Consider the following 26742-nt stretch of genomic DNA (forward strand, 5'->3'; position numbering starts at 1 on the left):
ATATGCATCCTAGAATTTTTATTTTCAAAAAGCCAATGTAATAAGGAAAAATGATTCATGGCGAAAAATACAGACAAAGCCCAACTTGCACTTGGGGACCATGCGGCCCGTCAACTGGCCAATGCAACCAAGACAGCTCCCCAGCTTTCTACAATTACTCCCCGCTGGCTGACTCACTTACTTCAATGGATTCCTGTTGAAGCAGGTATTTATCGCCTAAACCGTGTCAATAATACCGATGATATTCAAGTCGCTTGCACACAACGTGATGAAGCAACTTTACCTCAGACTTTTGTTGATTATGACCCAGAGCCACGTGAATACTTTTTAAATGGTGTATCTACAGTTTTAGATGTGCATACACGTGTAGCCGACCTTTACAGCAGCCCACACGACCAAATTAAAGAACAGCTCCGTTTAACGATTGAAACCATTAAAGAACGTCAAGAAAGTGAGCTTATCAATAACCCTGAATACGGTTTACTGGCAAGTGTGACAGATGACCAACGTATTTCGACTTTAAATGGCCCACCTACTCCAGATGATCTTGATGACTTATTACGTAAAGTCTGGAAAGAACCGGGGTTTTTCTTAGCGCATCCTGATGCGATTGCAGCATTTGGACGTGAATGTACACGCCGTGGTGTACCACCTCCAACGGTTAGCTTATTTGGTTCGCAATTCATTACATGGCGCGGAATTCCACTCATTCCATCTAATAAAATTCCTGTAGAAGATGGCAAAACTAAAATCTTGCTGCTTCGTGTTGGTGAAAAGCGTCAAGGGATTGTTGGTTTGTTCCAACCGGGCCTTGCGGGTGAACAGTCACCAGGGCTTTCAGTACGTTTTATGGGGATTAACCGTAACGCGATTGCGTCGTATCTAATCTCGTTATATTGCTCACTTGCAGTATTAACAGACGATGCTTTGGCAGTGTTAGATGATGTGGAGGTGGACAAATATCATGACTACCCAGTTAACTACAAGTAATCTGCAAGGTAGTCCAACGGGGCCTGAAGTGACTGGTGTTAACCCACCAGCCAACTTCCCTGATGAGTCCACCATTGCTCGACTTGCTAATGAGTTTTTTTCAGCATTACCAAGTTCAAGCAGTTCAGCTTCTCCATCGGGCCTTAACTTGGACTTACCTATCGGAGCGCCACCGCACCCACCACAACCGGGTGAACCATTTTCTGCACTCAGTGGTCGTGCGCCCAATATCGCCTTTCAGAAAAGTCTCAATCCGGAATATCCTGAGCATATTCCAAATTTGCCAGACTACCCTGAACGTCGAATTGTAGCGTCTGCGCCTGTGATTGGTGGAGCTAATTTGCCGCGCCCACCATTTGAGCCACATTTACCACAAGCTGCTCATAGTGAACCCAACGTGCCACGCATTGAACCAAGCTTACCAACGGGTGCAGGTAAATCACCTTATTATTTTTTAAATGATTTTTCTGCTCCCAATACAGCAGAACCGTCTGTTAAAGGTGTTGAAGATAATTATTCAGTTGCACAGTCTTTTCAGTTGCCACATGGTGACCAGCTGAAATCATTGCTGACGGAAGATCGTTTTGCAACGAACAAGCCTCCTCAAAGTTCGGCAAGCTCTGCATTTTATTTTTTAGACTTGCCTCAAACTGGACAAAGTTATAGTCACTATCAACCATCACAACCCACTTTTGTAGCAAGCGGTGCTCAACCACTCGATGTGCATGCCATACGTCGCGATTTCCCAATTTTAAAGGAACGCGTCAATGGTCGACCTCTAGTCTGGTTGGATAATGCTGCGACCACACAAAAACCGCAGCGAGTGATTGACCGGATTGCTTATTTTTATCAGCATGAAAACTCAAATATTCACCGTGCTGCACATGAGTTAGCGGCTCGTGCAACTGATGCCTATGAGCATGCAAGAAATGTAGTTGCCCGATTTATTGGTGCACCCTCTTCCAAAGAAATTATCTTTGTTCGAGGAACAACCGAAGGGATTAACCTGATTGCAAAAACATGGGGCGAGCAAAATATTGGTGAAGGTGATGAAATTATCGTTTCTCACTTAGAACACCATGCCAATATTGTACCTTGGTATCAACTCAGTAAAAAAACTGGAGCTAAATTAAGAGTCATTCCTGTGGATGACACGGGCCAGATTATTTTAGAAGAGTTGCCAAAACTGATTAATGAGCGCACTAAACTGCTGTCAATTACTCAAGTTTCGAATGCTTTAGGCACAGTTACACCTGTTGCTGAAGTCATTAAAATTGCCCATGCCAAAGGTGTACGTGTTTTAGTTGACGGCGCGCAATCTGTTTCGCACATCCCTACCGATGTACAAGCTCTCGATGCAGACTTTTTTGTATTTTCTGGACATAAAGTATTTGGTCCAACGGGTATTGGTGTGGTCTATGCAAAACCAGAACTACTTGAAAGCATGCCTGTTTGGGAAGGCGGCGGCAACATGATTCAAGATGTGACCTTCGAACAAGTAGTTTACCAACCTGCACCCAACAAGTTTGAAGCTGGAACTGGAAATATTGCCGATGCTGTTGGCTTAGGTGCTGCACTTGAATATGTAGAAAGTCTAGGTATTCATAACATTGCTCGCTATGAACATGATCTACTCGAATATGGTCAAAATGCACTGAGTAGTGTGTCTGGTTTACGTCTGATCGGAACGGCACATCATAAAGCCAGTGTGATGTCCTTTACTTTACAAGGCTATTCAACCGAACAAGTCGGTAAAGCTTTAAATCAACATGGTATTGCCGTACGTTCTGGCCATCACTGTGCACAGCCAATTTTACGTCGTTTTGGTGTAGAACAGACCGTGCGTCCGTCTTTGGCTTTTTATAATACGACGGAAGAAATTGATTTATTGGTTTCGGTGTTACATCAACTCACGCGTAATCGACGTACGAGTTAAATTTATTAAAAAAAGACTGCTTTCGAGCGGTCTTTTTTTATAATTAATTTGCCATCATTAAAATTCAATTTTTCAATGAGGAAACTATTAAAACTCAAATAGTCCTAGCACCACATTTACTCGAGCAAAAGTCGTCTGCAACCTGCGTAGCATCAAAAAGATTCTTTTTCTGTGAAACACTAGTTAAATGAAATAAGTCGACAGGTTTTGCAGATGACAATGCTTTTGCTCTTACGAAGCTTTAGACGCTTCTCAGAGCGAAACCAAAGTAAGTCCAGCCGAAGGCGACTGAAGAAATTAAAACTTTAAGCGATAATACTCTGTCGTGCTATGCAATAGTTCGCAGATGACTTTAGGTTGAGCTAAAAATTATTAGTGGTTATCACGGCGGAGTCTTACCGTTTTGCCTCCAAAGAAAGTAGCTAATTCTGTTACTTTTTTTTAAAAGTAACCAAAAACTTTCTCATCCACAGAACCTGTTCTCTGTTTTCATTTTTCAAAAAATATTGCAAATACATTATCTTTATAAATTATGGGCAGGCTGTGGATGAAATTTAGCACGAGTGAATATAGGTATGAACGCCTTGAACACTATAAGCAATCTAAAATCGTACTTCTGTACCCCCATTAAATACTCACGGCAATTAAACAAACAATCCCCAAATCAATCTCAATGCAATTCCAATTAATAACGCTCCCATCACCCTCTCAAAATACACTCCAAACTCCAAAAACCGTTTACGTACAATAGGCTGTGCAAACAGTACACTCACCACCATAAACCAGATGGCATTGACCATACACATCCATACTCCATAAAAGATTTGAACTTTCATTGGTGTGGTCGTACTTACAATCGTAGTAAAAATTGCCAGAAAAAAGATGGTGGCTTTCGGATTCAATGCATTGGTGAGAAAACCCATCGTAAAGGCTTTAAATAAACTCGGAGTATCACTGTCTGCTTGGCTATTGATCTCAATATTTGTATTCGGCTGGCTACGTAAACACTGCCATCCTAAATAAATCAAATAAGCTGCTCCCGCTGTTCTGATCAATGACATGAGCCATTCGCTTTGCTGAATCAAGAAGCCAATCCCAACCAGTGTATAAAAAACATGTACTGAAATTCCGACACCAATACCAATTGCGGTTAGACAACCAATCAAATAGCCATAACGTACACTTTGTCTTACCGTAACCACAAAATCTGGTCCCGGTAAAATCACCGCCATAAAGTGAATAAGAGCTAGTGTTAAAAACTCATGTCCATACAACTGCCACATAACAATTTAGTTTCCTGAAAATCACCTAAAAGATTGTATTGCGATTTTTTAGACGCGATAATCCAATCAAAATCCAAATAACTTTTGCCTCATGAGCACAAATCAAAGTCTGGTTCTGTTAAATGAAATGGCGACTTTCGTTAAGGTGGTCGAGTCGGAAAGTTTTTCTGAAACTGCCCGCCAGCTTGGTACAACACCTTCTGCTGTTAGTCGTGCGATTGCTCGTTTAGAACGTGCTTTAGGCACCCGCTTACTCTATCGGACTACACGAAAACTTCGTTTAAGTGAAAGTGGACAGCAGGTCTATCAACGCTGTTTAGATATGGTGAATGCGGCACAAGCAGTCATGGAAAGCTCGGGTCAATTTCATGTCGAACCAGAAGGTATTATTCGTATGAGTGTTCCAAAAGCTGTGGGACATTTTATGATTCATCCGCATTTACCCGAATTTTTAGAACGCTACCCGAAAATTGATATACAAATGCTTTTAGAAGATCGCTATGTAGATCTCATTGATGATGGAGTCGATTTAGCACTTCGAATTACAGAGCAACCACCCGGTGGCCTTATGGGTCGAAAACTCATTGATATTGATCACTTGGTTTGTGCTACACCTGAATATTTGTCCAAGCACGGTACACCGAACCACCCTCATGATTTAAAGCAGCATGAATGTATTTACTTGGGTGAACAAGCCAGTGACTCAAAATGGAAATTTCAACAAGGAAATAAATCGATCAGTGTGGCTGTGCGTGGACGTTATGCAGCAAACCATACGGGTGTGCGTTTGAGTGCTGCATTACAGCATTTAGGTATTGCGAGCTTGCCGTACTTCGTTGCACGCCATGCTCTACAACAAGGTACCTTAGTTCAGGTTTTACCAGATTGGTATTTTAAAACCTATTACAGTGGCGGGCTGTGGTTACTCTACCCACCAACACGACATGTCCCACCTAAATTGAGTGTGTTGATTCAATATTTGGCAGATAAATTAGCAGCAGAGCCGACTTTGTTTAAGTTAAATTAATATAAATTCAAGGAATTAACACGATGGAATGCTATCTTTGAATCTCTAAAGCAATCAGCTAATTCTGTTACTTTTTTTGAAAAAAGTAACCAAAAAACTTTCTCATCTACAGAACCTGACCACTGTTTACATCTATAAAAAATATTGCAAAAACATTATCTTTATAAATTATGGGCAGGCTGTAGATGAATCCTAGCTCGAGCAAATCCTATCTAGAGTCCTCTTTGTTAGAATTACTCAACCAATAGATCTTTTGGATTAATCGTATCGCCATAGACTGGTTTTAAGGTTTTTTCATAAGCCTGATGAATCACGCCTTCTTTCGCCAGTTTCTCTAAATCTTGATTTAACCAGTCCAATAACTCTTTATCCCCCTTTTTCACTGCTGGTGCAATTAAGTCCTGCTCACCTAAATTGGTAATGCCAACCGTGTAATTTGGATTTTCTTTGGCCCAAGCTAAAACCAGCAAGTTATCATGTGCAAGCGCAGCACCACGACCATCTTTTAAAGCATCAAAAGTTTCAGTGTTTTGTTCATACTTTTGTAGTTTAATTTCAGGGTGAGTCTTGGTGAAGAATGAATCAGCCGTTGTACCTTTGTTTACCAACAAAGTTTTATCTTTCAGTTGGGCCACATCGGTTATCGGATGACTTTTAGGAGAAACCACACCTAGTGCCACTTTTAAATAAGGTTTAGCAAAATCGACCACTTCTTTACGTTCTGATGTAACAGTAAAGTTTGCAAAAATAATATCTACTTTATTGGCTTTTAAATATTCGACACGGTTCGCAGCTTCAGTTAAAACAAACTCAACTTTGTTTTCATCACCCAGCAGATCTTTCGCAACATGCTTGGCAATCTCTACATCAAAGCCTTGGTTTTTACCTTGAGCATCTAAATATCCAAATGGCGGTTTATCACTAAATACACCAATTCGTACCACACCATTCTTTTTAATCTGCTCAATACTCGACACGGTTTGTGTAGTATCTGCCGTTTTTTCAGTAGACTGAGTTCCTTTGTCACATGCAACTAAACCTAAACTCAGTAAAGACGCAGCTAAAATATGCTTCACGTTTTGAAATGTTAATGTTGTCATTATTTCACCCTATCGTTCTTGTAAAAGTCTTATTTAAAAATAGCAGCGCCTACTTTCAGACACTGCTCTAGTGATATCGAAAATTATTGGCCTACATCTAAAAACACATTCGGATTGACCGAGACACCGTAAATTGGCTTCAAGGTTTCATCATAAATTTTCTTAATTTCACCGCTTGTTCTGAGCTGCTTGATTTCAGTATTGAGCCAATTCAATAATTGGGTATTGCCCTTTTTCACTGCTGGTGCAATAAACTCTTGATCACCAATAGACTGTATACCTGCAACATAACTTGGGTTCTTCGCAGCCCATGCCAAAGCATAGGTACTATCTTGTGAAATTGCGTCACCACGACCATCAGTTAAGGCTTTAAAAGCATCCGAGTTTCTTTCAAACTTAAGTAAATTTACTTTTGGATAATGCTTGGTAAAGTAGGTATCTGAACTTGTGCCTTTGTTTACAATTAAGGTTTTACCTTCTAATTGGGCAATGTCAGTAATCGGTTTGGCTTTGGGCGAGACAATACCAAAAGCACCTTTTAAATAAGGCTCGGCAAAATCGACAACTTCCTTACGTTCTGGCGTTACCGTAAATGTCGCGAACACTACATCGGCACGGTTTGATTTTAAAAACTCCACCCGATTTGAAGCTTCAGTCACAATAAACTCAACTTTCTTTTCATCACCAAGCAAGTCTTTAGTCACCCGTTTTGCTAAAGCCACATCAAAGCCCTGATTATTCCCCGCACTATCTACATAACCAAACGGCGGATCATCAGCAAAAACAGCAACTCGTAGAACCCCATTTTTTTTGACTTGTTCTAAAGAATGGTCTTCTTGACTATTGTTTGCCTGTTCAGTTGATGGCGTTTTACTACATGCAGTTAATAAAACCCCAGCAACGGCAAGACTGCTTAATATTTTTATTGAATTACGTTTAAACATTCACTTCCTCATGATTCAAATAATAAAAATTTAGTACGACAAAATATTTAGAAAGGCTTTCGCTCGTTCTGTTTTCGGCTGTTCAAAAAATTCTTCTGGTGAAGCCTGTTCAATAATCTTGCCCTTATCCATAAAAATAATGCGGTCAGCAACCTTGCGGGCAAAGGACATCTCATGTGTCACAATCAACATGGTCATTCCTTCATTCGCCAATTTGAGTACGACATCGAGCACTTCTCTGACCATTTCTGGGTCAAGCGCAGCGGTAATTTCATCAAGTAAAATGACTTTAGGTTGCATAACTAGCGAACGCACAATAGCGATACGTTGTTTTTGTCCACCTGAAAGCTGGCGTGGATAATCAAGTTTTCGCTCAAATAGCCCCACTCGCTTTAACAACTCATCTGCTACTTGTTCAGCTTCATCACGATGACGTTTTTGTACTTTGAGGGGTCCAAGCAAAATATTGTCAATGACATTCATATGCCCAAATAACTCATAGTTCTGAAAAACCATGCCAATTTTTTGACGAGCGTTAGTCCAGTCCACATCTTTACCGAGTACACCTGAGCCAGTTAAACGAATTTCACCACCCTGAATCGGTTCTAAGCCGTTAATACAGCGCAATAAGGTACTTTTCCCACAGCCCGATGGACCTAAAATAACAACCACCTCTCCTTGTTCTACATCCAGATCAATGCCCTGTAAAATATGACTTTGTGCAAATGATTTCTGTAATTGTTGTATCGATAACAAAGGCATAATTACTCCCAGACCTTTTCTAAATGTGCCGCCAAACGAGATAAGGGATAGCAAATCAGAAAATACAAAATAAAAATAAAGCCATAAATCCAAAGAGAAGCGCTCGGCACGGTCAACAGCGAATTTTCAATAATTTGCTGGCCAACTTTAATGACCTCAACCACACCAATCAGGACTGCCAAAGAGCTGGTTTTCACCATTCGGGTAAATAAGTTAATCGCGCCTGGTGTTACTCGTTTTAGACTTTGCGGAAAAATGACATAGATCAAAGCTTGAACATGAGTTAGTCCGAGCGCATAGGCCGAATCGCGTTGATGTTGGTCAATTGAAGTAATGGCTGCACGAACCAAATCGCCCATTTCTGCCGTACCCCATAAAACAAACACAACAACACACACCCACATTGCTGAAAACTGCCAGTTAAACCATGTCGCAAAGCCGAAATAAAACACGAACAGCAAAACTAAAATTGGAATGATTCGAATGGCTTCTAGATACAGGCGGCACAGCGATTTAACGACTATGTTTTTAGAAGTCATAATGACGCCGAAAACTGTGCCAAAAATTGCAGAGAAAAACACTGAAATAAATGCAATTTTTGCAGTTGCCCAAAGTCCCCACATTAAACGTTCGAGATGACTCGCTTGAAATAGATAATCAAGTTCCATGGCTCACCTTCCGACTTCTGTGCTCCAGATAACTGGTTAAAATAGACACGGGTAATAAAATAATCAGATAAGCCATGATGAGTAAAAACAAAGCTTCTGTGGTTTTATAGTCCATGCCAATTAAGTCTTTGGTGACAAAAAGCAGTTCAACGACAGCAATTGCACTGACCACAGAACTTTCTTTAATTAGAAATAGGCAATTTGCCCCTATTGCCGGAATTGAAATAGCCAGTGCTTGAGGAAAAATGACATATCTAAAAATTTGAATCGGTTGCAGACCAATACTTTTTGCAGAGTCAATCTGCCCTTTAGCAACAGACTGCAAACCTGCTCGGAAGGCTTCAGCCATATAGCTTCCACCTAAAAAGGTCAGTCCGATCACACCACAAGCAAAACCATCGATTTTGATGCCAAGCTTTGGCAAACCGTAATACAAAAAGAACAGTTGAATTAATAAAGGGGTATTTCGAGATAACTCAATATAGAACTGGGCAATTCTATTTAGCACCCGCACGCGATATGTGATTAAAATGCTGCAAATTAGTCCTACAATAATTGCCAAAATAATACTGATAATTGAGATTTTCAGCGTGGTCAAAGTTGCAGAGAAAAATTGCGGCAACACACTATGGATATACTGCCAGTTCAAGGAAAATTCCAAAAATAATATTAAAACGCTATAAATATTTAGCTTTCATCAGCCATTAAATATTTGTGTAACGAGTTTATTTTTTTCCCAATTGGTCTAAAACTATTTTTATTAGATAAGCTTTTCTATAAGTTTGATAAATTCGATCTGGCAATCGAAAACCTTAAAATCAGTTGAAGACAACCGCTTAAAACATATTCACTAAAACAAAGATGAATAAAAAAATCGGACACTAACGCCCGATTCCTATTAAATGATTTTTAATCTATTGCTTACTTTCTAAGTACATCACCAATGCTTGGGTCTTTATCAAAAACCGATTTAGCATATGGGCAAAGCGGAATTACTTTTACGTCTTTTTCACGAACAAAAGCCACCAAAGCATCAAGTAATTGGCGACCTACGCCTTGTCCCCGATAATTTTCATTTACATCTGTAGCGTCAATAATCAGCATGCCTTCGCCTGCCCATGTATAAGTCATTTCACCCGCAACGGTTTCACCATCAAGTAAGCTAAAGCTGCCGTGTTTTGCATCATCTTTTTGTTGAATATTCACAATGAATTCCTCGTATTATGGCTCAAATTTATTTAAAAATGACTTTATATATCTTTATCTATAAGAACAAATTTAAGTGTAAAAAAATAGCCTGTTTTTAGCAGCGAGTCTGTATGCTTTTTAAATACAATCTTCAATTAACTCAATGAAACTCTTGTACCAGACTATTAATATGCGCCACCGCAGCAGTTCGGTTTTCAACACAAAGTTTTTCAAAAACATGCTCTAAATGCTTGTTTATTGTCCGAGGGCTAAGCTCCAAGATTTCTGCAATATCTTTATTGGTTTTGCCCAACAACAACCAGTGCATGACTTCTGCCTCACGTTGAGTCAACTGTGGGCAATATTTCAAAATATCAGCCATTTCCAAAGCTGGCGTAGAAGTTTTTATCTGGATAAGATAATTTTTTGCCACACTTGGTTCAGTTTGCCACGGCATAAGCAATAAAAGCTGTAATTGCTGAGATGGTGTTGAATAAGAACAGCTAGTTAATTTTTTAGGGTCTTTTTCACGCTCTAAGTCTGAAAACCAAGCTTTTAAACCTGCCTCAAAACCCTCTAATTCGGGTAAATATTGATTCAGTAAATCACTGGCTTTTTGGGTTTTCCACACAATTTTACCGTGAACATCTAGCGCAAGAATGGCTGTTTCCGTTGCATCAATGACCTGTTTTTGTTGTTGCAATAATTTGGCATGTGCCAAATGTGTTTTTACCCTTGCTAATACTTCTTCAATATTCAAGGGCTTGGTTACATAGTCCACCCCACCGACCTGAAAACCACGCACAATATGCTCTGTCTCAGACAAACCTGTCATAAAAATAACAGGAATAAACTGCGTAATTGGACTCGCTTTAAGCTGTATGCAACTTTCAAAACCATCCATATGTGGCATATTCCCATCAAGCAAAATCATATCTGGTAAGCATCGGTGGGCAATTTCAATTGCACTTAACCCATCCGTTGTGACAAGCACGTGATAACCGGCTTGATCCAGACTTTCATGTAGCAAGCCTAAATTTTCCGGCACATCATCCACAATCAGAATAACAGCCTGCTCGTTTGGTGAAGCTTGCTGAAAAGAAACATGTTGCGTACTCATTACTTATCCTGAATTAATCGTTGCGCGTGTTTTAAATCAAACTTTTGAATCGCCTGTTCAAGCTGTTCCCATAACTCGTTATGCTCCGGAAAATTTTGACGGCATTGCATTAAAGTCTGTTGAATTCCTCGAATATAACCCTGTCCAATTAAATCATTTAATTGCTGCAAGCTTTGCGGTAAATCGAGCAAATTATTATCTTCTGGTTGTTGGATTGATGTATGAACAGCAGCTTGCTCCTGCTTAAACACGTTTAAATCAAGCGCTTGAACTTCATTATTTTGAAGGTTTGCATCTGATTTGGAATCAATCCACACCAAGCCTAACTTGTCTCCAATTTTACTCAGCAACAAATTGAGGTCGATTGGTTTTAACATAAAGTCTTCACTTAAGACCGCATCTTGTGGATTGACTTCACGCTCACCTGCATTGGCCGAAATAATTAAGATCGGCACATTGGTAATATTATTCTGACGCAATAATCGTGCTGTTTCCCACCCGCCCATCAAAGGCATATTTAAATCCATCAAAATCAGGTTCGGCTGAAAAATAGGTACACGTCTTAAACAGTCAATACCCGACTCGGCTTCTTCAATCATAAATCCCAAAGGTTTGAGAAAATTAGCGACTAAACCTCGGTCCACCGCTTCATTATCAACAACCAAAATTCGTTTTCGTTCGCCTTGATAACCCGTAATTTGATTGGAGTAAACATTAGAAATTGGATGAACTACTTCTTTTGAAGGTAAGTAAAACTTAATCTTAAATTGTGAACCCTGATTGAGCTGGCTACTCACAGATAACTGTCCACCGAGTAAATCGACCAACAATTTTACAATTGGTAGTCCGAGTCCTGTTCCGGTAAATCCGCCTTGCACTACATTACTGCCCCGTTCAAACGGGTTAAAAATTCGTTCTAAATCTGCCTCGGCAATACCACAGCCCGTATCTCTAATTTCAAAATAAGCCGTTTGAAAACGATACTCGACTTTCAAAGTAATTGTGCCGCTCGTCGTAAACTTTAAAGCATTGCCCAGTAAATTGATGAGCACTTGCTCTAAGCGTTTTTTATCGGTACGAACATAGTGCGGTAGGTTCTCTCCAATTTCATAAACAAACTGTAAATTCTTCTGTTCAAACTGTGGCTGAAACATTTGAATAATCTGTTCAATAAAATTTGGAAAATGAACATCCACTACATTTAAAGAAATTTTACCTGTTTCAATGCGTGCTAAATCTAATAAACCGTCAATGAGTGAAGTCAAATGCTGGCCACTACGGCTAATCACCCCGAGCGCCATTTTGCCTTGTTCTGAAAGCTGCTCTTGTTTTTGAAGCAATTGGCTATAGCCCAAAATACTATTTAGAGGTGTTCTTAGTTCGTGGCTAATGCCAATGACATAACGGCTTTTTGCATCATTTGCTCGCTCTGCCGAAATTCTGGCATCTTGCAGGTCTTTTGAAGTGACTTCATGGGCAGCAATTTCATCAATCAATAATGCTGTTTGCTGGTGTGTCTCAATTTCAGCATTACGACGGCTTTCATCGTTTAACACTAACCACCATGCAGCAACACTCATCAATAAAAATAAAATGGTGTAAATTTTGACAAACAGTGTAAATAACTGAGGAACGGCTGCCGCATCAATGGTTTCTAAATAGGTTTTTTCTTGGATATAAACCAGACTTAAACTCACTGCCAAAACAATAGACAGCCCTAAAGTCAGTAATAAATATAAACTGACCCGACTATTTAAACGGCTGGCCCAACGTTCTGGTAAATAGTGCCAGATGGCTTTTTTGAGTTGTACTGACCAACGTGCATCGGGTTTACATAAATCGTGGCAGCGTGCTTCAAGTGAACAGCATAGAGAGCAAATCGTACCGTTATAGGCTGGGCAACCCGCCATATCGGCAAGTTCATAGTCCCTTTCACATACCACACAGTTAGCAACCGAAGTCGCCTGATTTTTTTCAGGCTGGCGTGCGATGTAATATTTCCCTTTGGTTAGGTAAGCAATAACAGGAACGCATAACACAGCACTCCCCAGAGCAATAAAACTCGCCAAACCTTTTGCCATGAGTCCAAAAAAGCCCAAATAACTGAGCATCGATAACACTGAGGCAATCATTAAGGCACCCACACCTACGGGGTTAATGTCATATAAATAAGCACGGCGAAATTCAATTCCTTTCGGGCTTAAACCTAAAGGTTTACAGATAATTAAATCGGCAACAACGGCACCAATCCATGCCAAAGCGATATTGCTATATAGTCCCAAAATGCGTTCAACCGCATGGCTAATTCCCATTTCCATTAAAATAATGGCAATAAACACGTTAAAAAGAAGCCAAACAATTCGCCCCGGATGGCTATGAGTTAAGCGCGCAAAAAAGTTTGACCATGCCAATGAACCAGCGTAGGCATTGGTCATATTAATTTTAATTTGCGCCAAGCAAACCAGTACTAATGTGAGAATTAATGCAAGCTGAGGATTTGGAATAAATTGTTGATAGGCAACCCAATATAGATAAGTCGGATTGTCTAGTTCAGAGACAGGAATAAACAGCTGAAAAGCCAACACCATCAGCAGCATGCCCATTAGAACTTTTAGAAATCCAAAAATAATCCAAGATGGACCACCTAGAAAAACGGCAAAACGCCATGCAGTTCTGTTCTTTTCTTTTTGCGGTAAGAAACGTAAATAGTCGGCTTGCTCACCAATTTGGATCACAAATGAAAAAATAAGAGTGCACGCCGCACCAAAGTAATACAGATTAAAGTCAGTTGAGTTTGAAACCGCCCCAACAAAATGCAGGCTACTACTTAAAATTTGTGGTTGTTTCCAAAGTACAAAAAACCACGGTAACAACAGCAATAAGAGCCAGATTGGTTGTGTGATCGCCTGAACTTTATTAATAAAACCAATGCCTTTGACTACTAAAGGCAAAATCACTAAGGCAGAAATTAAGTAACCAATAACTTGCGGGATACCTAAAGCAAGTTCAAGTGCCATCGCCATAATTGCAGCTTCAAACGCAAGCAAAATAAAGGTAAAGCTCGCATAAATTAGAGATGTAATGGTCGAGCCAATGTAGCCAAAACCTGCACCACGAGTAAGCAGATCAACATCTACATTATATTTTGCAGCGTAATAACTGATCGGCCAACTGGTTAAAAATATAATGGTACATACGACAATTGCTGCCCATACTGCATTGCTAAAGCCATACTGCCAAAGCATGGTTGCCCCAATGGCTTCCATAGCCAAAAAGCTAACGGTCGAAATTGCGGTGTTGGTAACGGTCCAAGGTGACCATTTTCTTACTGAGGTAGGTGCATAGCGGAGCGCATAATCTTCGATGCTTTCATCTGCCACCCAAATATTATATTCACGGCGTGTTTTGATCACACGTTGCGGCGCTTGTTGGGGGCGTGAAGAATCTGACATAACACTCGTATTTGGCAGGTGGCTGTATTAAATCCAGCAATCCTTATGCCAAAAGTCATTTATCATGGCGATTTTCTCGAATACGCACATATACGCAAAATAACGTATTTTCAATTTTTCCCAAAAATCACACACTCAAAAACATCAAAAAACAATGATCAATATTTGTGTTGATTGACCGAAAATGATTGGGAGATTGATGTTATGAGTGTATCTGAACATCCAAATCTGGACACTGTGCAAGGTACAGATTCACAAAAAGCAGTGAATGAAACCTTAGAAGATTATACTTTACGTTATGCTCCACACAGCTTTCGGCGCTGGAGTCCCAAAGTTGTCGCTATTACTGCACTTGGTGGTATTGCCTATCTTGCTGACTTTTCTATTGGCGCCAGTATTGGTATGTCTTACGGAACAACCAATGCTGTTTTCTCCATTTTATTTGCAGCGATTATTATCTTCTTAACTGGCATTCCTTTAGCCTACTACGCAGCGCGCTATAACATCGACCTTGACTTGATTACCCGCGGCGCAGGTTTCGGTTATATCGGCTCAGTCCTGACCAGTATCATTTTCGCCAGTTTTACCTTTATTTTCTTTGCCCTTGAAGGTTCAATCATGGCGCAAGGATTATTGCTCGGTTTAGGTATTCCGCTTTGGGCAGGTTATCTCATCTCAACAGTTATGGTCATACCGCTGGTGATTTACGGTATGAAAGCCTTAAGTAAATTACAAGTCTGGACTACCCCGCTTTGGCTCGTTCTAATGATTGGTCCTGTGGCCTATCTGATTTATCAAGAACCAACCTTAGTCAGCCAGTTTGCAACTTTCACAGGTAACGAAGGTTTTGCAACTGTAGACATGGCTGCAATCATGTTAGGTGCTGGTATATGTTTATCGCTAATCATGCAAATCGGTGAGCAAATTGACTATCTACGCTTCATGCCTGCTAAAACAAAAGAAAATAGCAAAGCATGGTGGGCTGCGGTTATTTCAGCGGGTCCGGGTTGGGTAATTTTAGGGGCGATTAAACAAATTATTGGGGCATTTTTAGGTTTCTATTTACTTACTAAAATACCGGGCGTAAACAGCACTGAACCTGTTCAACAGTTTAATGCAGCGTTTCATGACATGCTTCCGGGCTGGGCAGCTTTAACACTTGCAGTGATTTTGGTAGTTATTTCTCAAATTAAAATTAATGTGACTAATGCTTACTCTGGTTCCCTTGCATGGACAAGTGCCTACACTCGTATTAGCAAACATTATCCTGGTCGTATTGTGTTTGTGATGGTGAACTTGGCAATTGCGCTTGCTTTAATGGAAGGCAACATGTTTGCGGTACTGGGTAAAATCTTAGGGTTCTATTCAAACTTTGCGATTGCTTGGGTTGTGGTTGTTGCAACAGATATTTCAATTAACAAATATGTGTTAAAACTTTCACCGAAAGAACCAGAATACCGCCGTGACATGCTATACAACGTAAACCCTGTCGGTATGGTTGCGTTCCTTGTATCAGCAGGCTTATCAATTGCAGCATTCTTCGGATTACTGGGTAGCTTCTTGGCGCCTTACTCACCGCTTATCGCACTTGTACTTGCCTTTGTATTAACACCAATCATGGGCTTATTAACCAAAGGAAAATACTACATCAAGTCACACGATGACGGTATTAAAGAACCACGTTATGATGCTGAAGGTACTCCTGTAGCAACTGTTTATCACTGCCGCGTATGTGAGCAAGGTTATGAACGTCCAGATATTATGTTCTCTCACAAACATAACGGCACGATCTGTTCTTTGTGTAAAACACTCGATGTTTAAATATTCTTAAAACTAAAAAAGAAGCTTTAAAGCTTCTTTTTTATATCTGATGATTCTTAGCCAATCGGAAATAAACGTTCAGGCACCACATCTTTCATTACAATGGTTGAGATGAGTCGTTGCACACTTGGAATAGCAGATAATTTTTCATCGTACAAACGCTGAAAAGCTGGCAAATCTTTAGCGACCACATGCAGCAAATAGTCTGGCTCACCAAACAAACGCTGCGCTTGAATAATTTGTGGAATATCAATTACGGCATTTTCAAACTTCTCGACTGCCTGTTTATCGCCTTCTTTAAGCGTAATAAAAACAATCGCTGAAAATTCAAATCCAACTAAGTTTGGGTCGAGTTCTGCCCGATAACCTTTGATAGCTCCTGACTCTTCTAAAGCCTTCACTCGTCTATGACAAGGTGAAATGCTCAAACCGACTTTTTCTGCCAATTCAGTAATAGATAATCGGCCATTTAATTGCAATTCAGCAAGAATCTTTTTATCTGTGCGATCCATTTAGAAAAATTTACCCCAAATGAGTGTGATATGAGCAAACATTTAAAAGCACATTCTAAATACATGAGCATATTATTTTCAACAAGCTCGAATAAATAGTGATTTTTTCTAAACCACGAGTGAAACCTTTGGAAAATAGTTTGCCGAGATAAGCATATGGCTTTTAATATTTTTATTGCATTTTGGAGTGTCTCCATTCTTTTTATTATTACGCCAGGGGCAGACTGGGCCTATGCCATTTCCGCAGGGATTAAAGGCAAAGTCGTCGTACCTGCTGTCGCAGGTATGCTGTTTGGGCACTTTATTACGATTTTATTGGTGGCGGCTGGTGTTGGCCTGCTTGTAGCAAATAATCCAACTGCACTCATGATCCTAACAATTGCAGGTTCTGCTTATTTGTTATGGATGGGAATAAACTTATTACTTACCCCTCCTACTCCGAACGAGTCTGGTTCTGAAAAAGCTCAGTCATGGTTGAGCTGGGCAACCAAAGGCGTTTATGTAAGTGGCTTAAACCCGAAAGTTTTTTTGCTCTTTTTAGCACTGCTTCCTCAATTTATTGACACTACTGCTTCATGGACAGTGACAACACAAATTCTTGCCTTCGGTGTTGTCCATATGATTAGCTGCGCGATAATTTACTTAATGGTGGGTTATGGTTCAGAGGCTATTTTGAAAACCAGACCACAAGCAGCACAGTTAGTCGGCCGTTTTTCAGGTGGTTTAATGGTCGTTATCGCAACGTGCTTATTGATTGGGCAAATTTAAAAGTCACTTAGGAAAAAGTTACTGGCCTCGATTTCAGGTCAGTAACTTAAATAATAAATATAAGAAAAAATTATCTCATTCGTTTGAGGTTATAAGTCACGACTCCCCAAATAACCAGTTCTTGCCCCTCTTCAATATAAATATTCTGATAATCAGGATTTTCTGCTTTTAGCCAAACTTTAGGTGGATGAAATTGACTATCAATCATTAAGCGCTTCACAGTGAAATCATTATCGATGAGTGCAATCACAATATCACCCGATTTAGCGGGAATGCTACGGTCCACAATAAGCGGATCATTAATATCAATTCCAGCATCTAACATGGATAAAGAGTTGGCTTTGACAATAAACGTGGCATTTTCATTTCTAATTAAATATTCATTTAAATCGAGTGCTTGCTCAATATCATCTTGCGCAGGCGAAGGAAAACCTGCCGCAACACGTTCAGTTGCCAAAGGAATATGGTAGATTTTATCGTTATTCGGGTGGACCTGTTGGACATTAAGTTTTGAGTTAAAGTCGGTCAAGTTATTGGTTTTGACATTATTCAGTAACCAATTTTTGATAAAGTTAACTTGAGACTCAGGAACACGAATGACTTTGGTGGGTTCATTGAACTGTGCTTTACGTCCGGCATTTTCTCGTGCACCGCCATGCTCGAACTCTTTTTTCTTTGGCATATTGCCTCCATTCCACTGTTCAAATCCTACACAAACAATGTAACTTGAAAAAGTTACATTTTCAAGTTGACGAAATATTTTTTTTGCATAACAATAAATCTCATGATCAGATTTTAATCCATTTTGCTTTTAACAGGGATGTTTTAACCAAAATGGCAATTTGAAGAAAATCAAAACCTATTTCGAAATAGTCGTTATCGCTGACTGTTTTTTTGATTTTTATCAAATGAGATTCTGAACACTTAACATTCTGGTTAAATTCAGTTTTTGGTATGGAGACATGCGAAATGAAAAATCAACGTGATGCGGTTTTAGGTTATGCAAATGAGCAACATGCTTACTATATTCGCCTAATTGAAAATGATGCGGTTTTAGGTGAAAGCTACGGATTATTTTGTGAAAATCCAGATAGCGAAGCAGCCGAAAGTATTATGACGACACTTTTTTTGAAAAAATCTTTTTGGTTAAACGGTTCTGAATACCTTGATATTGTAAAAGGCCTACAACCTCTCCCTCAGTAAATACAGTAAGTAAGCTAAAAACAAAGGAGGCAAAAGCCTCCTTTGTTTTTAAAACATTCTGCTTAAGACGTAAAACGTCCGTAGGCATCACGTTTTTGATTACGAGAGTTTTGACCACGGCCATCATAATCATCGTCGTCATCACGGCTGCGACCACGACCTCGTCCGCCTGAGCGGCCACCGCGATCGTCATCATCATCGTCATCACGGCTGCGGCCACGGCCTCGTCCGCCTGAACGGCCTCCGCGATCATCATCATCGTCGTCATCACGACTGCGACCACGACCTCGTCCACCTGAGCGACCACCGCGATCGTCATCATCATCGTCATCGCGACTGCGGCCACGACCTCGTCCACCTGAGCGGCCACGATCGTCATCCTCATCGTCATCGCGGCTACGACCTCGGCCTCGTCCGCCTGAACGGCCGCGATCGTCATCTTCATCGTCGTCATCATAACGGCTGCGACCACGACCTCGGCCACCTGAACGGCCACCGCGATCATCGTCATCATCATCGTCACGGCTGCGACCACGACCTCGTCCGCCTGAACGGCCACCGCGATCGTCGTCATCATCATCATCACGGCTGCGACCACGACCTCGTCCGCTTGAACGGCCACCGCGATCATCGTCATCATCGTCGTCATCACGGCTGCGACCTCGGCCTCGTCCGCTTGAACGGCCACCGCGATCATCGTCATCATCGTCGTCGTAACGGCTTCGACCTCGACCGCCTGAGCGGCCACCGCGATCGTCATCATTGTCGTCATCATCACGACCGCGGCCACGACCATTACGGCCATCATTTTTATGGCTTAATGCACCCGCTTCACGCGCTTCTTCAGACGTAAATTCATGAGCGTTACCACTTGCATGGGCTGCTCGGCCAGCTTCACGAGCTTCTTCAGAGGTAAACTCATGTGCATTACCACTCGCGTGAGCAGCTCGCCCACCTTTGCTGGCTATTTCTCGTACTCTTTCAGGATCCATACTTGCAAATCCACGATTTGAAGTACCTGTTCTATTGTTATCATCATCTTCATATCTAGTATTAGCCATAGTTATATCTTCCTATATTTAATTATAGTCACTACCGCTTTTAGTTAACGGATTTAATAACAATAGAATATCTATAATATTTTCCCACTCAAGTGATGTATCAATCCTTTTAAATGTATATCAATCAAAAAATGAAATTTCTTATAAACACATTATTTTTAAAATATTTTAAAAATTTTAATTATTAATAATTTTACTCTTTAAATATTGGATATACTCATTATTACCTAAGGGCACACTACAATATATTTTTACAAACACAGTTAAAATAATTTAACTGATAACAAAAAATTTCAAAACGTACAAAACAGTAAACTAACACAACACCAGATCTATTGAGAAAATAACAAGCAAACAATTTTTTTAATTAAAAAACAATAACATATATCATTACATTTTCAGAATTAATTTACTTGAGAGATTAATATGAATATTTAAAACTAATTTTAATAAGATGGTTTGAGTAACTTAACTATGCAATTAAAAAATCAACAGTCAGCTCTGCAATATATCCATATTTCTATCCCTGAAATTTTACTAGGACATATTAAGTCCAAAAACTCATGGCAGGACTATGACAAAGAATGGAGCTATAGATTAGACCCACCTCATGCAAGTCATCCCTTCCAAAGAGACTTATATATTATTAAGTCAGAAAATATAGAACATGAAGATATAAAACTGTTGCTAGATAATATAGCTATTAAAAATAATAAAAATTCAGAAAATATAGATGGAGCAAAAGAAATTATTAAAAAAATATTAGATTTATCTAATAATATACCGATAGAAAACTGGTTAGAGGATACAGGAAATAGATCTATTATTGAAAGCATGATTGATAAAAACAAAATCAAGTTAATCGATATTATTTAGCCCTCAAATATAAAATATTTTTTTACATCCTTACAAATAAAATAACAAAGACAACTTATTAAAAAATTCATTTTACTCACATTTACGCGGTAACAGCTCACTATATGAAAATTAGATATTACAACCGAGGTATTTAAAAATGGAAAACTCAACAAACCAGTATCCAACATCTGCCCCCGCACAAGTTCAATCTCATCAACCAGGTGATCAGGAAAAAATGCACCCTGAACCTGAGATAATAAAAAGTACCCATAAAGGTAGCGATAAGCTAAAAGATAAAGTTGCCGTTATTAGTGGTGGCGATAGCGGTATAGGTCGTTCTGTCGCAGTATTGTTTGCTCGTGAGGGCGCTGATATTGCGATACTTTATCTCGAAGAAGATCAAGATGCCGAAATCACTAAACTACTCGTTGAAAGAGAAGGACAACATTGCCTTTTATTAAAAGGTGATATTTCTGACCCAGATGTTGCAAAACTTGATATTGATAAAGTTCTACAACATTACGGCAAAATTAATATTTTAGTGAATAACGCTGGTGTGCAATATCAACAAAAAGAAATTGAAAGTATTAGTAATGAGCAATTAGAAAAGACATTTAAAACTAATATTTTCCCAATGTTTTATCTTACTAAAGAAGCCATTCCTTATATGGAAGAAGGCGACAGTATTATTAATACAACCAGTATTACCAGCTATCAAGGCCATGATGAGCTCATTGATTATGCAAGTACCAAAGGTGCGATTACAACTTTTACGCGTAGCTTATCGAACAATTTAATGAAACAGAAAAAAGGAATTCGGGTAAATGGTGTTGCACCAGGACCCATCTGGACACCATTAATTCCAAGCAGTTTCGATGCAGAAACCGTTAAAGAATTTGGTAAAGATACCCCAATGGGAAGAATGGGACAACCAAGTGAAGTTGCTCCCGCCTATCTTTTTCTTGCCTCAGATGATGCAAGTTATATTACAGGTCAGGTCATTCATGTAAATGGTGGTCAAATCGTAAATGGTTAATTCCTAAAATATAAAAAAGCCCTGAAAGTTAAAACTTTCAGGGCTTTTTGTTTTTTAAGCTGGTATGTGGGCAGCTATTGGTTCTCGTGACCAAACACGATGAGCCATAATCAGGTTTTTGAACTTTTCAGCAATCGGCTGGAATTCATCCCCAACTAGAGTGCCTTCATCGGGAACTAAACCTAGCGGTTCAAGTAAATCAGATTTATTACCTAAAAATGCAATTGGTTTTAAATGCTTGTAGGCTTCTAATAGATAATGGCGAGTCACTCCGTCTTGCATGACGACATTTAAGTTATCGCCATCAGGAATAATCACTGCATCATATGCAATTGACGGTTCAGCCATCTGCATGCCATCAGCCGTAATAATACTGTCTTGATGATCTTTTACAGGAGCTAAGCTTGGCGCTAATAAATGAAGAGTCACCCCTTCTTTAATTGCCCAGTTTTTCATCGCTTCTAATGCATCAGATTTCACTAAATTATGAATAAGTACTGCAACTTTTCGACCTTGAATATCTTGGGGCGGGAAAGCCAAGAAAGATAATTTCGCCGATTTTTCAACTGCGGTTTTTTTATAATCTAGCGTCAAATCAGGCACTTCAATTCCTAAATTAGCACCTACTTGTCGTGCTAAGTCGAGATCAATATTTGCTAAAATTTGTTGAACTTGACGCTCACGGATGTGTTTTCGTTGCACTTTACTTAACTCAAAAGTATAGGCATCGACCACATGCTTTTGCTCATGAGGGGCAAGGCTCTTGTAGTAAAGGCGCGGTTGTGAAAAATGATCAGAAAAAGTCTCGCTTCTTTGACGAAGTTTATGTCCGCTAATCTGTTCAGGATAGCTTTCAAAACCACCATTTGAAGCAGCAGGTGGCGTTTCGGCTGGCCAATCATTATCAATTGAGTTGGGTTGATATGAAGCCTGCCCTTTATGAATCGTATGCTGGTGAATACCATCACGTTGATTATTGTGGAATGGGCACACAGGTTTATTGATCGGAATTTGATGGAAGTTTGGTCCACCTAAACGGCTTAACTGTGTATCGGTATATGAAAATAGACGTGCTTGTAGAAGCGGGTCATTTGTAAAGTCAATTCCTGGCACAATATGTCCCGGACAGAAAGCCACCTGCTCTGTTTCTGCAAAGAAGTTATCTACATTTCTGTTTAAAACAAATCGGCCAATTGGTGTCACTGGAACCAACTCTTCAGGAATAATTTTTGTCGGGTCCAATAAGTCGAAGTCAAAGTTCATCTCGTCTTCTTCTTCAACAATTTGTACACCGAGTTCCCATTCAGGATAAACCCCATTTTCAATGGCTTCATAAAGATCGCGACGGTGGAAATCTGGATCTTTACCAGCAAGCTTTTGAGCTTCATCCCAAACTAACGCACTTAAACCTTGTTTAGGGGTCCAGTGGAATTTCACAAAATGTGATTTTCCTTCGGCATTAATGAGTCGGAATGTATGAACCCCAAACCCTTGGATTGAGCGTAAATTACGTGGAATTGCACGGTCTGACATAGCCCAAATCACCGCGTGTGCTGACTCAGGTACTAAAGACACAAAATCCCAAAAAGTATCGTGTGCAGTTGCTCCTGTTGGTATTTCTGTATCTGGTTCAGGTTTTACTGCATGAACAAAGTCTGGAAACTTAATCCCATCTTGCACAAAAAACACAGGCGCATTGTTGCCCACTAAATCAAAATTACCCTCTTGGGTATAAAACTTAATGGCGAAACCACGAATATCACGGACCGTATCAGCAGAACCACGTGGTCCCTGCACTGTTGAGAAGCGTACAAAAATTGGAGTTTGAATGGTTGGGTCAGTCAAAAAACCAGCTTTTGTTAAACGCTCATTTCCTTCATAAGCCTGAAAGTAACCATGAGCGCCCACGCCACGTGCATGCACAATACGCTCAGGAATACGTTCATGGTCAAAATGAGTGATCTTTTCTCGTAAAATAAAATCTTCTAATAGCGTCGAACCACGAATACCTGCTCTTAAACTATTCTGGTTATCAGCAATTTTAACCCCTTGATTTGTGGTTAATGCTTCATTGGTTGCATCGTCTCTGACTGAGTCTAATTGTTCAGTTTTTTGGGTAGTATTGGCTTTATTTGCAGCATCAGCACCAGCCATTTCACTTGTTTTATTTGTTGATTTAACATTATCAGTCATGTTCATTACCTATGTTTTAAAGTTAAACGTGGGGTGAATTAAAAACTTCAAGAGTTAGTTTTGTTAAAGGAACTTAAATATGGAAAAAGGAGCTCGACATATTTACGTGTGCTCCAAAGCCCAATGCTTTTATGGTGTGAATCTGGAGCCAAAAACGGAGTCAGCTTGCATATTTTTATGGCAAGATCAGGTGTATGACGTATACGCTCTTGGAGCGCATCAAGTTCGCCATCAGAAATATAGCTAAATAGATAATCTTGGATGCGCTGGCTATTCTTTAATTCCCTGCTATAAGCCAAGAAGTTAGAAGAATGATCACTACCTGCAATCCAGTCATGAATAATTTGTCGTTCTACAGGGTTAAATACCCCAAACATTTTTCCATTTTCTTCATTAATCATCCGCCAGAACACACTCTGCTCAGGGTCGGTATTAAATTTAATCCATTTGTGATCAATAAGATGTGTAACCAAGCCTTTAACGTCTTCTGGGTTTGATAACCATTGGTTAATGGTTTTACATCCAAACTGTCTAGTTTCGTTATGAATAAGCTGCCCCACGAGCGCTTTTCTTTTTAAAATTTTAAGGACTAAATCTTCAAGATTTAAATTTTTAATAATTTTTGAAGAAGAAACACCATGATTATTAAGAGCAAAACCACGTTTTAATTTATTAAAGAAAGCCTCTTTATCTCTGTATTTATCATAAATATTTTCTATAACTTTAATTGCTTTATCTGCATGTCCGTTATCAATATTATCGATAGTGATGTGCAAATTAAAATATTTAGAATCAATACCCAGTTCTGCAAGCTCATAATTACTGATGAGTAGATGCAGTGGTAATTGCTCATAACCTAAATTGAAGCCGACAATTTCGGGAATAAACTCAGGTGGAGCATAGCCAAGCGCCAGCTGAATCACGGCATTATGATAGTATTCATCCTCTAAAAGCAGATCAAAACTATCAAGCCCCAGACTACGTAATAAGTCATCATAAATACAGACATGATTTGCTTTCGGCTCACCAAGTCCCAGCTCTTCTAGATAAGTAATAATAAGGTCATGAAAAACCGGATCGTTCCAGTAGTGAACTGAGCTATAGAGCCATGCACCGTCGACCTTTTTAGTTGGAGAGACCTTAATCAAAAATTCAAATGCCTGTCCGACATTCTGGAAATACTCTCTCTCACCCCCACTTTGTCTACGGTTTAGATAAGCCTGAAATAACTCACAATTTTGTTTATTGTCATTTTCACACCATTCTTTAACTGTATTTATAGTTGCAGGAAAATCAATTTCCTTTTGATCTATTTTATCTATTTCTTCATTAAGAAAATCTCTTGCTTTCTTCTCTTTTTCAAAACTAGAAATATCAGGATCAAGGAAAAAAACAAATAATTCGTAATAGTTCTGTTGATTATCTTGTAATAAGTCTAATAATCTTTTTTTCACTACAACAGGCATTTCTATTCTCCTTTAGTGAGATATAAATTACCATACTTTAACTGAACAATAATCCCAGCCTATCTTTGTTATATTACGTTATTAAGAAACAACTCATAATTTTAAAAACTTTATATTTCAATAACATAAAAAATAACACAAACTTACATTCTCACCTTTAGAATAATTTAACTATATGTTTTTATAAAAAATATATAAACAATAAACTATATTTACAATTAACTTACCTTTAAAATTATAAAGACTAAAAACTTAACAAAAAGAAATTAAAAATAATCTTATAAATAAATTAAAAACAATTGTAAGGAGAATACAAATGTTTAACTCATGTTGTAAATTACTAGCACAAGAAAAAATTAAAATCGCTTTTTTTGAAAGTGCTTCGGCAGGTTATTTAGCTTATCGCTTTTCTTTGAGTCCCTATTCAGGTGATATTCTTATTGGTAGCTTGGTCAGCTACGACCTACGTGTCAAAGAAAATACACTTCATATTTCACCAGAACTCATTGAAAAATATACGCCTGAGTCGATGCAAGTCACTGTAGAGATGATCAAAAAAGGTAAAGAACTCTTGAATGCCGATCTTTATATTGCCTGTACCGGGTTATTAAAAAAAGGAGGTTCTGAAACTCAAGAAAAACCTGTAGGTACCTTTTTTTATTCCATTTATTATAAAGATAATTTTTATAATTTCAGACGTATATTTAAAGGATTACCCTATCTTAAACTTAGACAACTGCTTTATTACATTACTCAAGATATAGAATATATAATATTAGATAATAAAAAATAGCTTTCCTTCATAAAAGATAACAAATACATATTTAGAAATGATCATAGCTTTTATTTAACCTCTATGTACCCAAATGTAATTTTAACTATATTCATATTAATTATGTTTAATGATTAAAACTACATTTTATAGAAATCAAGGTTTTATTTAATTTTTAAATTTACATTTAAATATAGGGTAACACCCCAAAGCTATACATTAAAAAATTTCATGTTTAAATGAATCTATCTGAAGCTCTCAGATAAAACACACATCATAAATGATATGAGGTAATTAAAGATGAGCACTACTAATAATCAAGGCAATCAACGCGATAATCAACAGCAACAACAACAGCAAAACGACAACCGTAACAACCAGCAGCAACAAGGCAACCAGCAGCAAAACGATCAACAGCAACAAAACAATCAGCAACAACAGCAAAATGACAACCGCCGTCAACAACAAGGTTCGAATCAAAAAGATTCAGGCCAACAAAACTCAAATAACAACAATCAGCAACGCTAATCCGTTGCTGACTTAAATGTCATTTGATGCGGTCATTCATTTTATTTAGGAAGG

General features: G+C 39.0%; 26 protein-coding genes. 12 read left to right on the forward strand and 14 right to left on the reverse strand.

Going from position 1 to position 26742, the window contains the following annotated elements:
• Positions 1–57 precede the first annotated feature (57 nt).
• Positions 58–990, forward strand: a complete 933-nt coding sequence (locus tag J536_RS08875; protein WP_001107594.1) for a family 2A encapsulin nanocompartment shell protein — start codon at positions 58–60, stop codon at positions 988–990.
• A complete protein-coding gene (locus J536_RS08880) occupies positions 965–2926 on the forward strand; it encodes a family 2A encapsulin nanocompartment cargo protein cysteine desulfurase (protein ID WP_032062669.1) in 1962 nt (653 codons plus the stop codon). The genes J536_RS08875 and J536_RS08880 overlap by 26 nt, the downstream gene beginning before the upstream one ends.
• Before the next feature lie 644 nt (positions 2927–3570).
• Here the strand turns inward: J536_RS08880 and J536_RS08885 are convergent.
• Positions 3571–4209, reverse strand: coding sequence for a LysE family translocator (locus J536_RS08885; RefSeq protein ID WP_032062671.1), 639 nt, complete (start codon positions 4207–4209; stop codon positions 3571–3573).
• Positions 4210–4300: 91 nt separating this feature from the next.
• Here J536_RS08885 and J536_RS08890 point away from each other — a divergent pair, with 91 nt between their 5' ends.
• Positions 4301–5236 (forward strand): LysR family transcriptional regulator, encoded by a 936-nt coding sequence (locus tag J536_RS08890; RefSeq protein WP_032062673.1) that lies wholly within the window; start codon positions 4301–4303, stop codon positions 5234–5236.
• 76 nt (positions 5237–5312) lie between these two features.
• Positions 5313–5432 (forward strand): hypothetical protein, encoded by a 120-nt coding sequence (locus J536_RS25005; RefSeq protein WP_002114211.1) that lies wholly within the window; start codon positions 5313–5315, stop codon positions 5430–5432.
• A gap of 37 nt (positions 5433–5469) precedes the next feature.
• Here the strand turns inward: J536_RS25005 and J536_RS08895 are convergent, their stop codons facing one another.
• From J536_RS08895 to J536_RS08915, 5 genes are all read right to left on the reverse strand, one after another.
• A complete protein-coding gene (locus J536_RS08895; RefSeq protein ID WP_032062674.1) occupies positions 5470–6336 on the reverse strand; it encodes a cysteine ABC transporter substrate-binding protein in 867 nt (288 codons plus the stop codon).
• Positions 6337–6419: 83 nt separating this feature from the next.
• Positions 6420–7280: a transporter substrate-binding domain-containing protein gene (locus J536_RS08900; protein WP_032062676.1), complete on the reverse strand. Its 861-nt coding sequence runs from the start codon at positions 7278–7280 to the stop codon at positions 6420–6422.
• 30 nt (positions 7281–7310) lie between these two features.
• Entirely contained in the window at positions 7311–8042 is a 732-nt protein-coding gene (locus tag J536_RS08905) for an amino acid ABC transporter ATP-binding protein (RefSeq protein WP_001130360.1), read from the reverse strand.
• 2 nt (positions 8043–8044) lie between these two features.
• On the reverse strand, positions 8045–8710 hold the full coding sequence (locus J536_RS08910; protein WP_000418072.1) for an amino acid ABC transporter permease: 666 nt from the start codon (positions 8708–8710) through the stop codon (positions 8045–8047).
• Positions 8700–9359 carry an amino acid ABC transporter permease gene (locus J536_RS08915; RefSeq protein WP_002114214.1) on the reverse strand — a complete coding sequence of 220 codons (660 nt, stop codon included), beginning with the start codon at positions 9357–9359 and terminating at the stop codon, positions 8700–8702. Before J536_RS08915 ends, J536_RS08910 begins: the two co-directional genes overlap by 11 nt.
• Before the next feature lie 63 nt (positions 9360–9422).
• Here J536_RS08915 and J536_RS25010 point away from each other — a divergent pair, with 63 nt between their 5' ends.
• Entirely contained in the window at positions 9423–9536 is a 114-nt protein-coding gene (locus J536_RS25010) for a hypothetical protein (RefSeq protein ID WP_080759637.1), read from the forward strand.
• 95 nt (positions 9537–9631) lie between these two features.
• On the opposite strand, the gene J536_RS08920 is transcribed toward J536_RS25010, so the two are convergent.
• The 3 genes from J536_RS08920 to J536_RS08930 all read right to left on the reverse strand — a co-directional run bounded on the left by J536_RS08920 (position 9632) and on the right by J536_RS08930 (position 14470).
• A complete protein-coding gene (locus J536_RS08920; RefSeq protein WP_005069864.1) occupies positions 9632–9916 on the reverse strand; it encodes a GNAT family N-acetyltransferase in 285 nt (94 codons plus the stop codon).
• A gap of 142 nt (positions 9917–10058) precedes the next feature.
• Positions 10059–11018 (reverse strand): response regulator transcription factor, encoded by a 960-nt coding sequence (locus J536_RS08925; RefSeq protein ID WP_032062677.1) that lies wholly within the window; start codon positions 11016–11018, stop codon positions 10059–10061.
• Entirely contained in the window at positions 11018–14470 is a 3453-nt protein-coding gene (locus J536_RS08930) for an ATP-binding protein (protein ID WP_032062679.1), read from the reverse strand. Before J536_RS08930 ends, J536_RS08925 begins: the two co-directional genes overlap by 1 nt.
• Before the next feature lie 204 nt (positions 14471–14674).
• Between J536_RS08930 and J536_RS08935 the strand changes: the two genes are divergently transcribed.
• The gene (locus tag J536_RS08935; RefSeq protein WP_032062680.1) at positions 14675–16291 is read left to right on the forward strand and encodes a purine-cytosine permease family protein; all 1617 of its coding nucleotides are present in this window, start codon (positions 14675–14677) and stop codon (positions 16289–16291) included.
• Between the two features lie 56 nt (positions 16292–16347).
• Here J536_RS08935 and J536_RS08940 read toward each other — a convergent pair whose 3' ends face one another.
• Positions 16348–16803 carry an Lrp/AsnC family transcriptional regulator gene (locus J536_RS08940; protein WP_000376211.1) on the reverse strand — a complete coding sequence of 152 codons (456 nt, stop codon included), beginning with the start codon at positions 16801–16803 and terminating at the stop codon, positions 16348–16350.
• Positions 16804–16959: 156 nt separating this feature from the next.
• Here J536_RS08940 and J536_RS08945 point away from each other — a divergent pair, with 156 nt between their 5' ends.
• Entirely contained in the window at positions 16960–17571 is a 612-nt protein-coding gene (locus J536_RS08945; protein ID WP_032056392.1) for a LysE family translocator, read from the forward strand.
• A 70-nt stretch (positions 17572–17641) separates the two neighbouring features.
• Here J536_RS08945 and J536_RS08950 read toward each other — a convergent pair whose 3' ends face one another.
• Positions 17642–18253: a LexA family protein gene (locus J536_RS08950; RefSeq protein WP_005069871.1), complete on the reverse strand. Its 612-nt coding sequence runs from the start codon at positions 18251–18253 to the stop codon at positions 17642–17644.
• Positions 18254–18540: 287 nt separating this feature from the next.
• Here J536_RS08950 and J536_RS08955 point away from each other — a divergent pair, with 287 nt between their 5' ends.
• Positions 18541–18774, forward strand: coding sequence for a hypothetical protein (locus J536_RS08955; protein WP_002114518.1), 234 nt, complete (start codon positions 18541–18543; stop codon positions 18772–18774).
• 62 nt (positions 18775–18836) lie between these two features.
• Here the strand turns inward: J536_RS08955 and J536_RS08960 are convergent, their stop codons facing one another.
• A complete protein-coding gene (locus tag J536_RS08960) occupies positions 18837–19835 on the reverse strand; it encodes a KGG domain-containing protein (protein WP_032062681.1) in 999 nt (332 codons plus the stop codon).
• A gap of 474 nt (positions 19836–20309) precedes the next feature.
• On the opposite strand from J536_RS08960, the gene J536_RS08965 reads away from it, so the two are divergent.
• Positions 20310–20711 (forward strand): DUF6367 family protein, encoded by a 402-nt coding sequence (locus J536_RS08965; RefSeq protein ID WP_032062682.1) that lies wholly within the window; start codon positions 20310–20312, stop codon positions 20709–20711.
• Positions 20712–20850: 139 nt separating this feature from the next.
• Positions 20851–21729 carry an SDR family oxidoreductase gene (locus J536_RS08970; protein ID WP_032062683.1) on the forward strand — a complete coding sequence of 293 codons (879 nt, stop codon included), beginning with the start codon at positions 20851–20853 and terminating at the stop codon, positions 21727–21729.
• A gap of 54 nt (positions 21730–21783) precedes the next feature.
• Here the strand turns inward: J536_RS08970 and katE are convergent, their stop codons facing one another.
• Both katE and J536_RS08980 read right to left on the reverse strand, forming a co-directional pair.
• Positions 21784–23928, reverse strand: a complete 2145-nt coding sequence (gene katE, locus J536_RS08975; protein WP_081404106.1) for a catalase HPII — start codon at positions 23926–23928, stop codon at positions 21784–21786.
• 41 nt (positions 23929–23969) lie between these two features.
• Positions 23970–25388, reverse strand: a complete 1419-nt coding sequence (locus J536_RS08980; protein ID WP_032034636.1) for an iron-containing redox enzyme family protein — start codon at positions 25386–25388, stop codon at positions 23970–23972.
• Positions 25389–25704: 316 nt separating this feature from the next.
• On the opposite strand from J536_RS08980, the gene J536_RS08985 reads away from it, so the two are divergent.
• Together J536_RS08985 and J536_RS08990 are read left to right on the forward strand one after the other, a co-directional pair.
• Complete coding sequence (locus tag J536_RS08985) at positions 25705–26181, forward strand: CinA family protein (protein WP_032062686.1); 477 nt, start codon at positions 25705–25707, stop codon at positions 26179–26181.
• A gap of 279 nt (positions 26182–26460) precedes the next feature.
• Positions 26461–26688, forward strand: a complete 228-nt coding sequence (locus J536_RS08990) for a hypothetical protein (RefSeq protein ID WP_032062687.1) — start codon at positions 26461–26463, stop codon at positions 26686–26688.
• Positions 26689–26742: the final 54 nt, after the last annotated feature.

This window comes from Acinetobacter sp. 809848, from assembly GCF_000581275.1.
GTDB classification, from domain to species: Bacteria; Pseudomonadota; Gammaproteobacteria; order Pseudomonadales; family Moraxellaceae; genus Acinetobacter; species Acinetobacter pittii.

Coding starts and splice junctions, on each gene's coding strand:
- J536_RS08945 (WP_032056392.1), top strand. CDS start 16,960: ATGGCTTTTAATATTTTTATTGCATTTTGGAGTGTCTCCATTCTTTTT.
- J536_RS08890 (WP_032062673.1), top strand. CDS start 4,301: ATGAGCACAAATCAAAGTCTGGTTCTGTTAAATGAAATGGCGACTTTC.
- J536_RS08875 (WP_001107594.1), top strand. CDS start 58: ATGGCGAAAAATACAGACAAAGCCCAACTTGCACTTGGGGACCATGCG.
- J536_RS08970 (WP_032062683.1), top strand. CDS start 20,851: ATGGAAAACTCAACAAACCAGTATCCAACATCTGCCCCCGCACAAGTT.
- J536_RS08905 (WP_001130360.1), bottom strand. CDS start 8,042: ATGCCTTTGTTATCGATACAACAATTACAGAAATCATTTGCACAAAGT.
- J536_RS08980 (WP_032034636.1), bottom strand. CDS start 25,388: ATGCCTGTTGTAGTGAAAAAAAGATTATTAGACTTATTACAAGATAAT.
- J536_RS08885 (WP_032062671.1), bottom strand. CDS start 4,209: ATGTGGCAGTTGTATGGACATGAGTTTTTAACACTAGCTCTTATTCAC.
- J536_RS08910 (WP_000418072.1), bottom strand. CDS start 8,710: ATGGAACTTGATTATCTATTTCAAGCGAGTCATCTCGAACGTTTAATG.
- J536_RS08935 (WP_032062680.1), top strand. CDS start 14,675: ATGAGTGTATCTGAACATCCAAATCTGGACACTGTGCAAGGTACAGAT.
- J536_RS08990 (WP_032062687.1), top strand. CDS start 26,461: ATGAGCACTACTAATAATCAAGGCAATCAACGCGATAATCAACAGCAA.
- J536_RS08925 (WP_032062677.1), bottom strand. CDS start 11,018: ATGAGTACGCAACATGTTTCTTTTCAGCAAGCTTCACCAAACGAGCAG.
- J536_RS08900 (WP_032062676.1), bottom strand. CDS start 7,280: ATGTTTAAACGTAATTCAATAAAAATATTAAGCAGTCTTGCCGTTGCT.
- J536_RS08940 (WP_000376211.1), bottom strand. CDS start 16,803: ATGGATCGCACAGATAAAAAGATTCTTGCTGAATTGCAATTAAATGGC.
- J536_RS08880 (WP_032062669.1), top strand. CDS start 965: ATGACTACCCAGTTAACTACAAGTAATCTGCAAGGTAGTCCAACGGGG.
- katE (WP_081404106.1), bottom strand. CDS start 23,928: ATGAACATGACTGATAATGTTAAATCAACAAATAAAACAAGTGAAATG.
- J536_RS08985 (WP_032062686.1), top strand. CDS start 25,705: ATGTTTAACTCATGTTGTAAATTACTAGCACAAGAAAAAATTAAAATC.
- J536_RS08960 (WP_032062681.1), bottom strand. CDS start 19,835: ATGGCTAATACTAGATATGAAGATGATGATAACAATAGAACAGGTACT.
- J536_RS08950 (WP_005069871.1), bottom strand. CDS start 18,253: ATGCCAAAGAAAAAAGAGTTCGAGCATGGCGGTGCACGAGAAAATGCC.
- J536_RS08895 (WP_032062674.1), bottom strand. CDS start 6,336: ATGACAACATTAACATTTCAAAACGTGAAGCATATTTTAGCTGCGTCT.
- J536_RS08930 (WP_032062679.1), bottom strand. CDS start 14,470: ATGTCAGATTCTTCACGCCCCCAACAAGCGCCGCAACGTGTGATCAAA.
- J536_RS08955 (WP_002114518.1), top strand. CDS start 18,541: ATGAAAAATCAACGTGATGCGGTTTTAGGTTATGCAAATGAGCAACAT.
- J536_RS08965 (WP_032062682.1), top strand. CDS start 20,310: ATGCAATTAAAAAATCAACAGTCAGCTCTGCAATATATCCATATTTCT.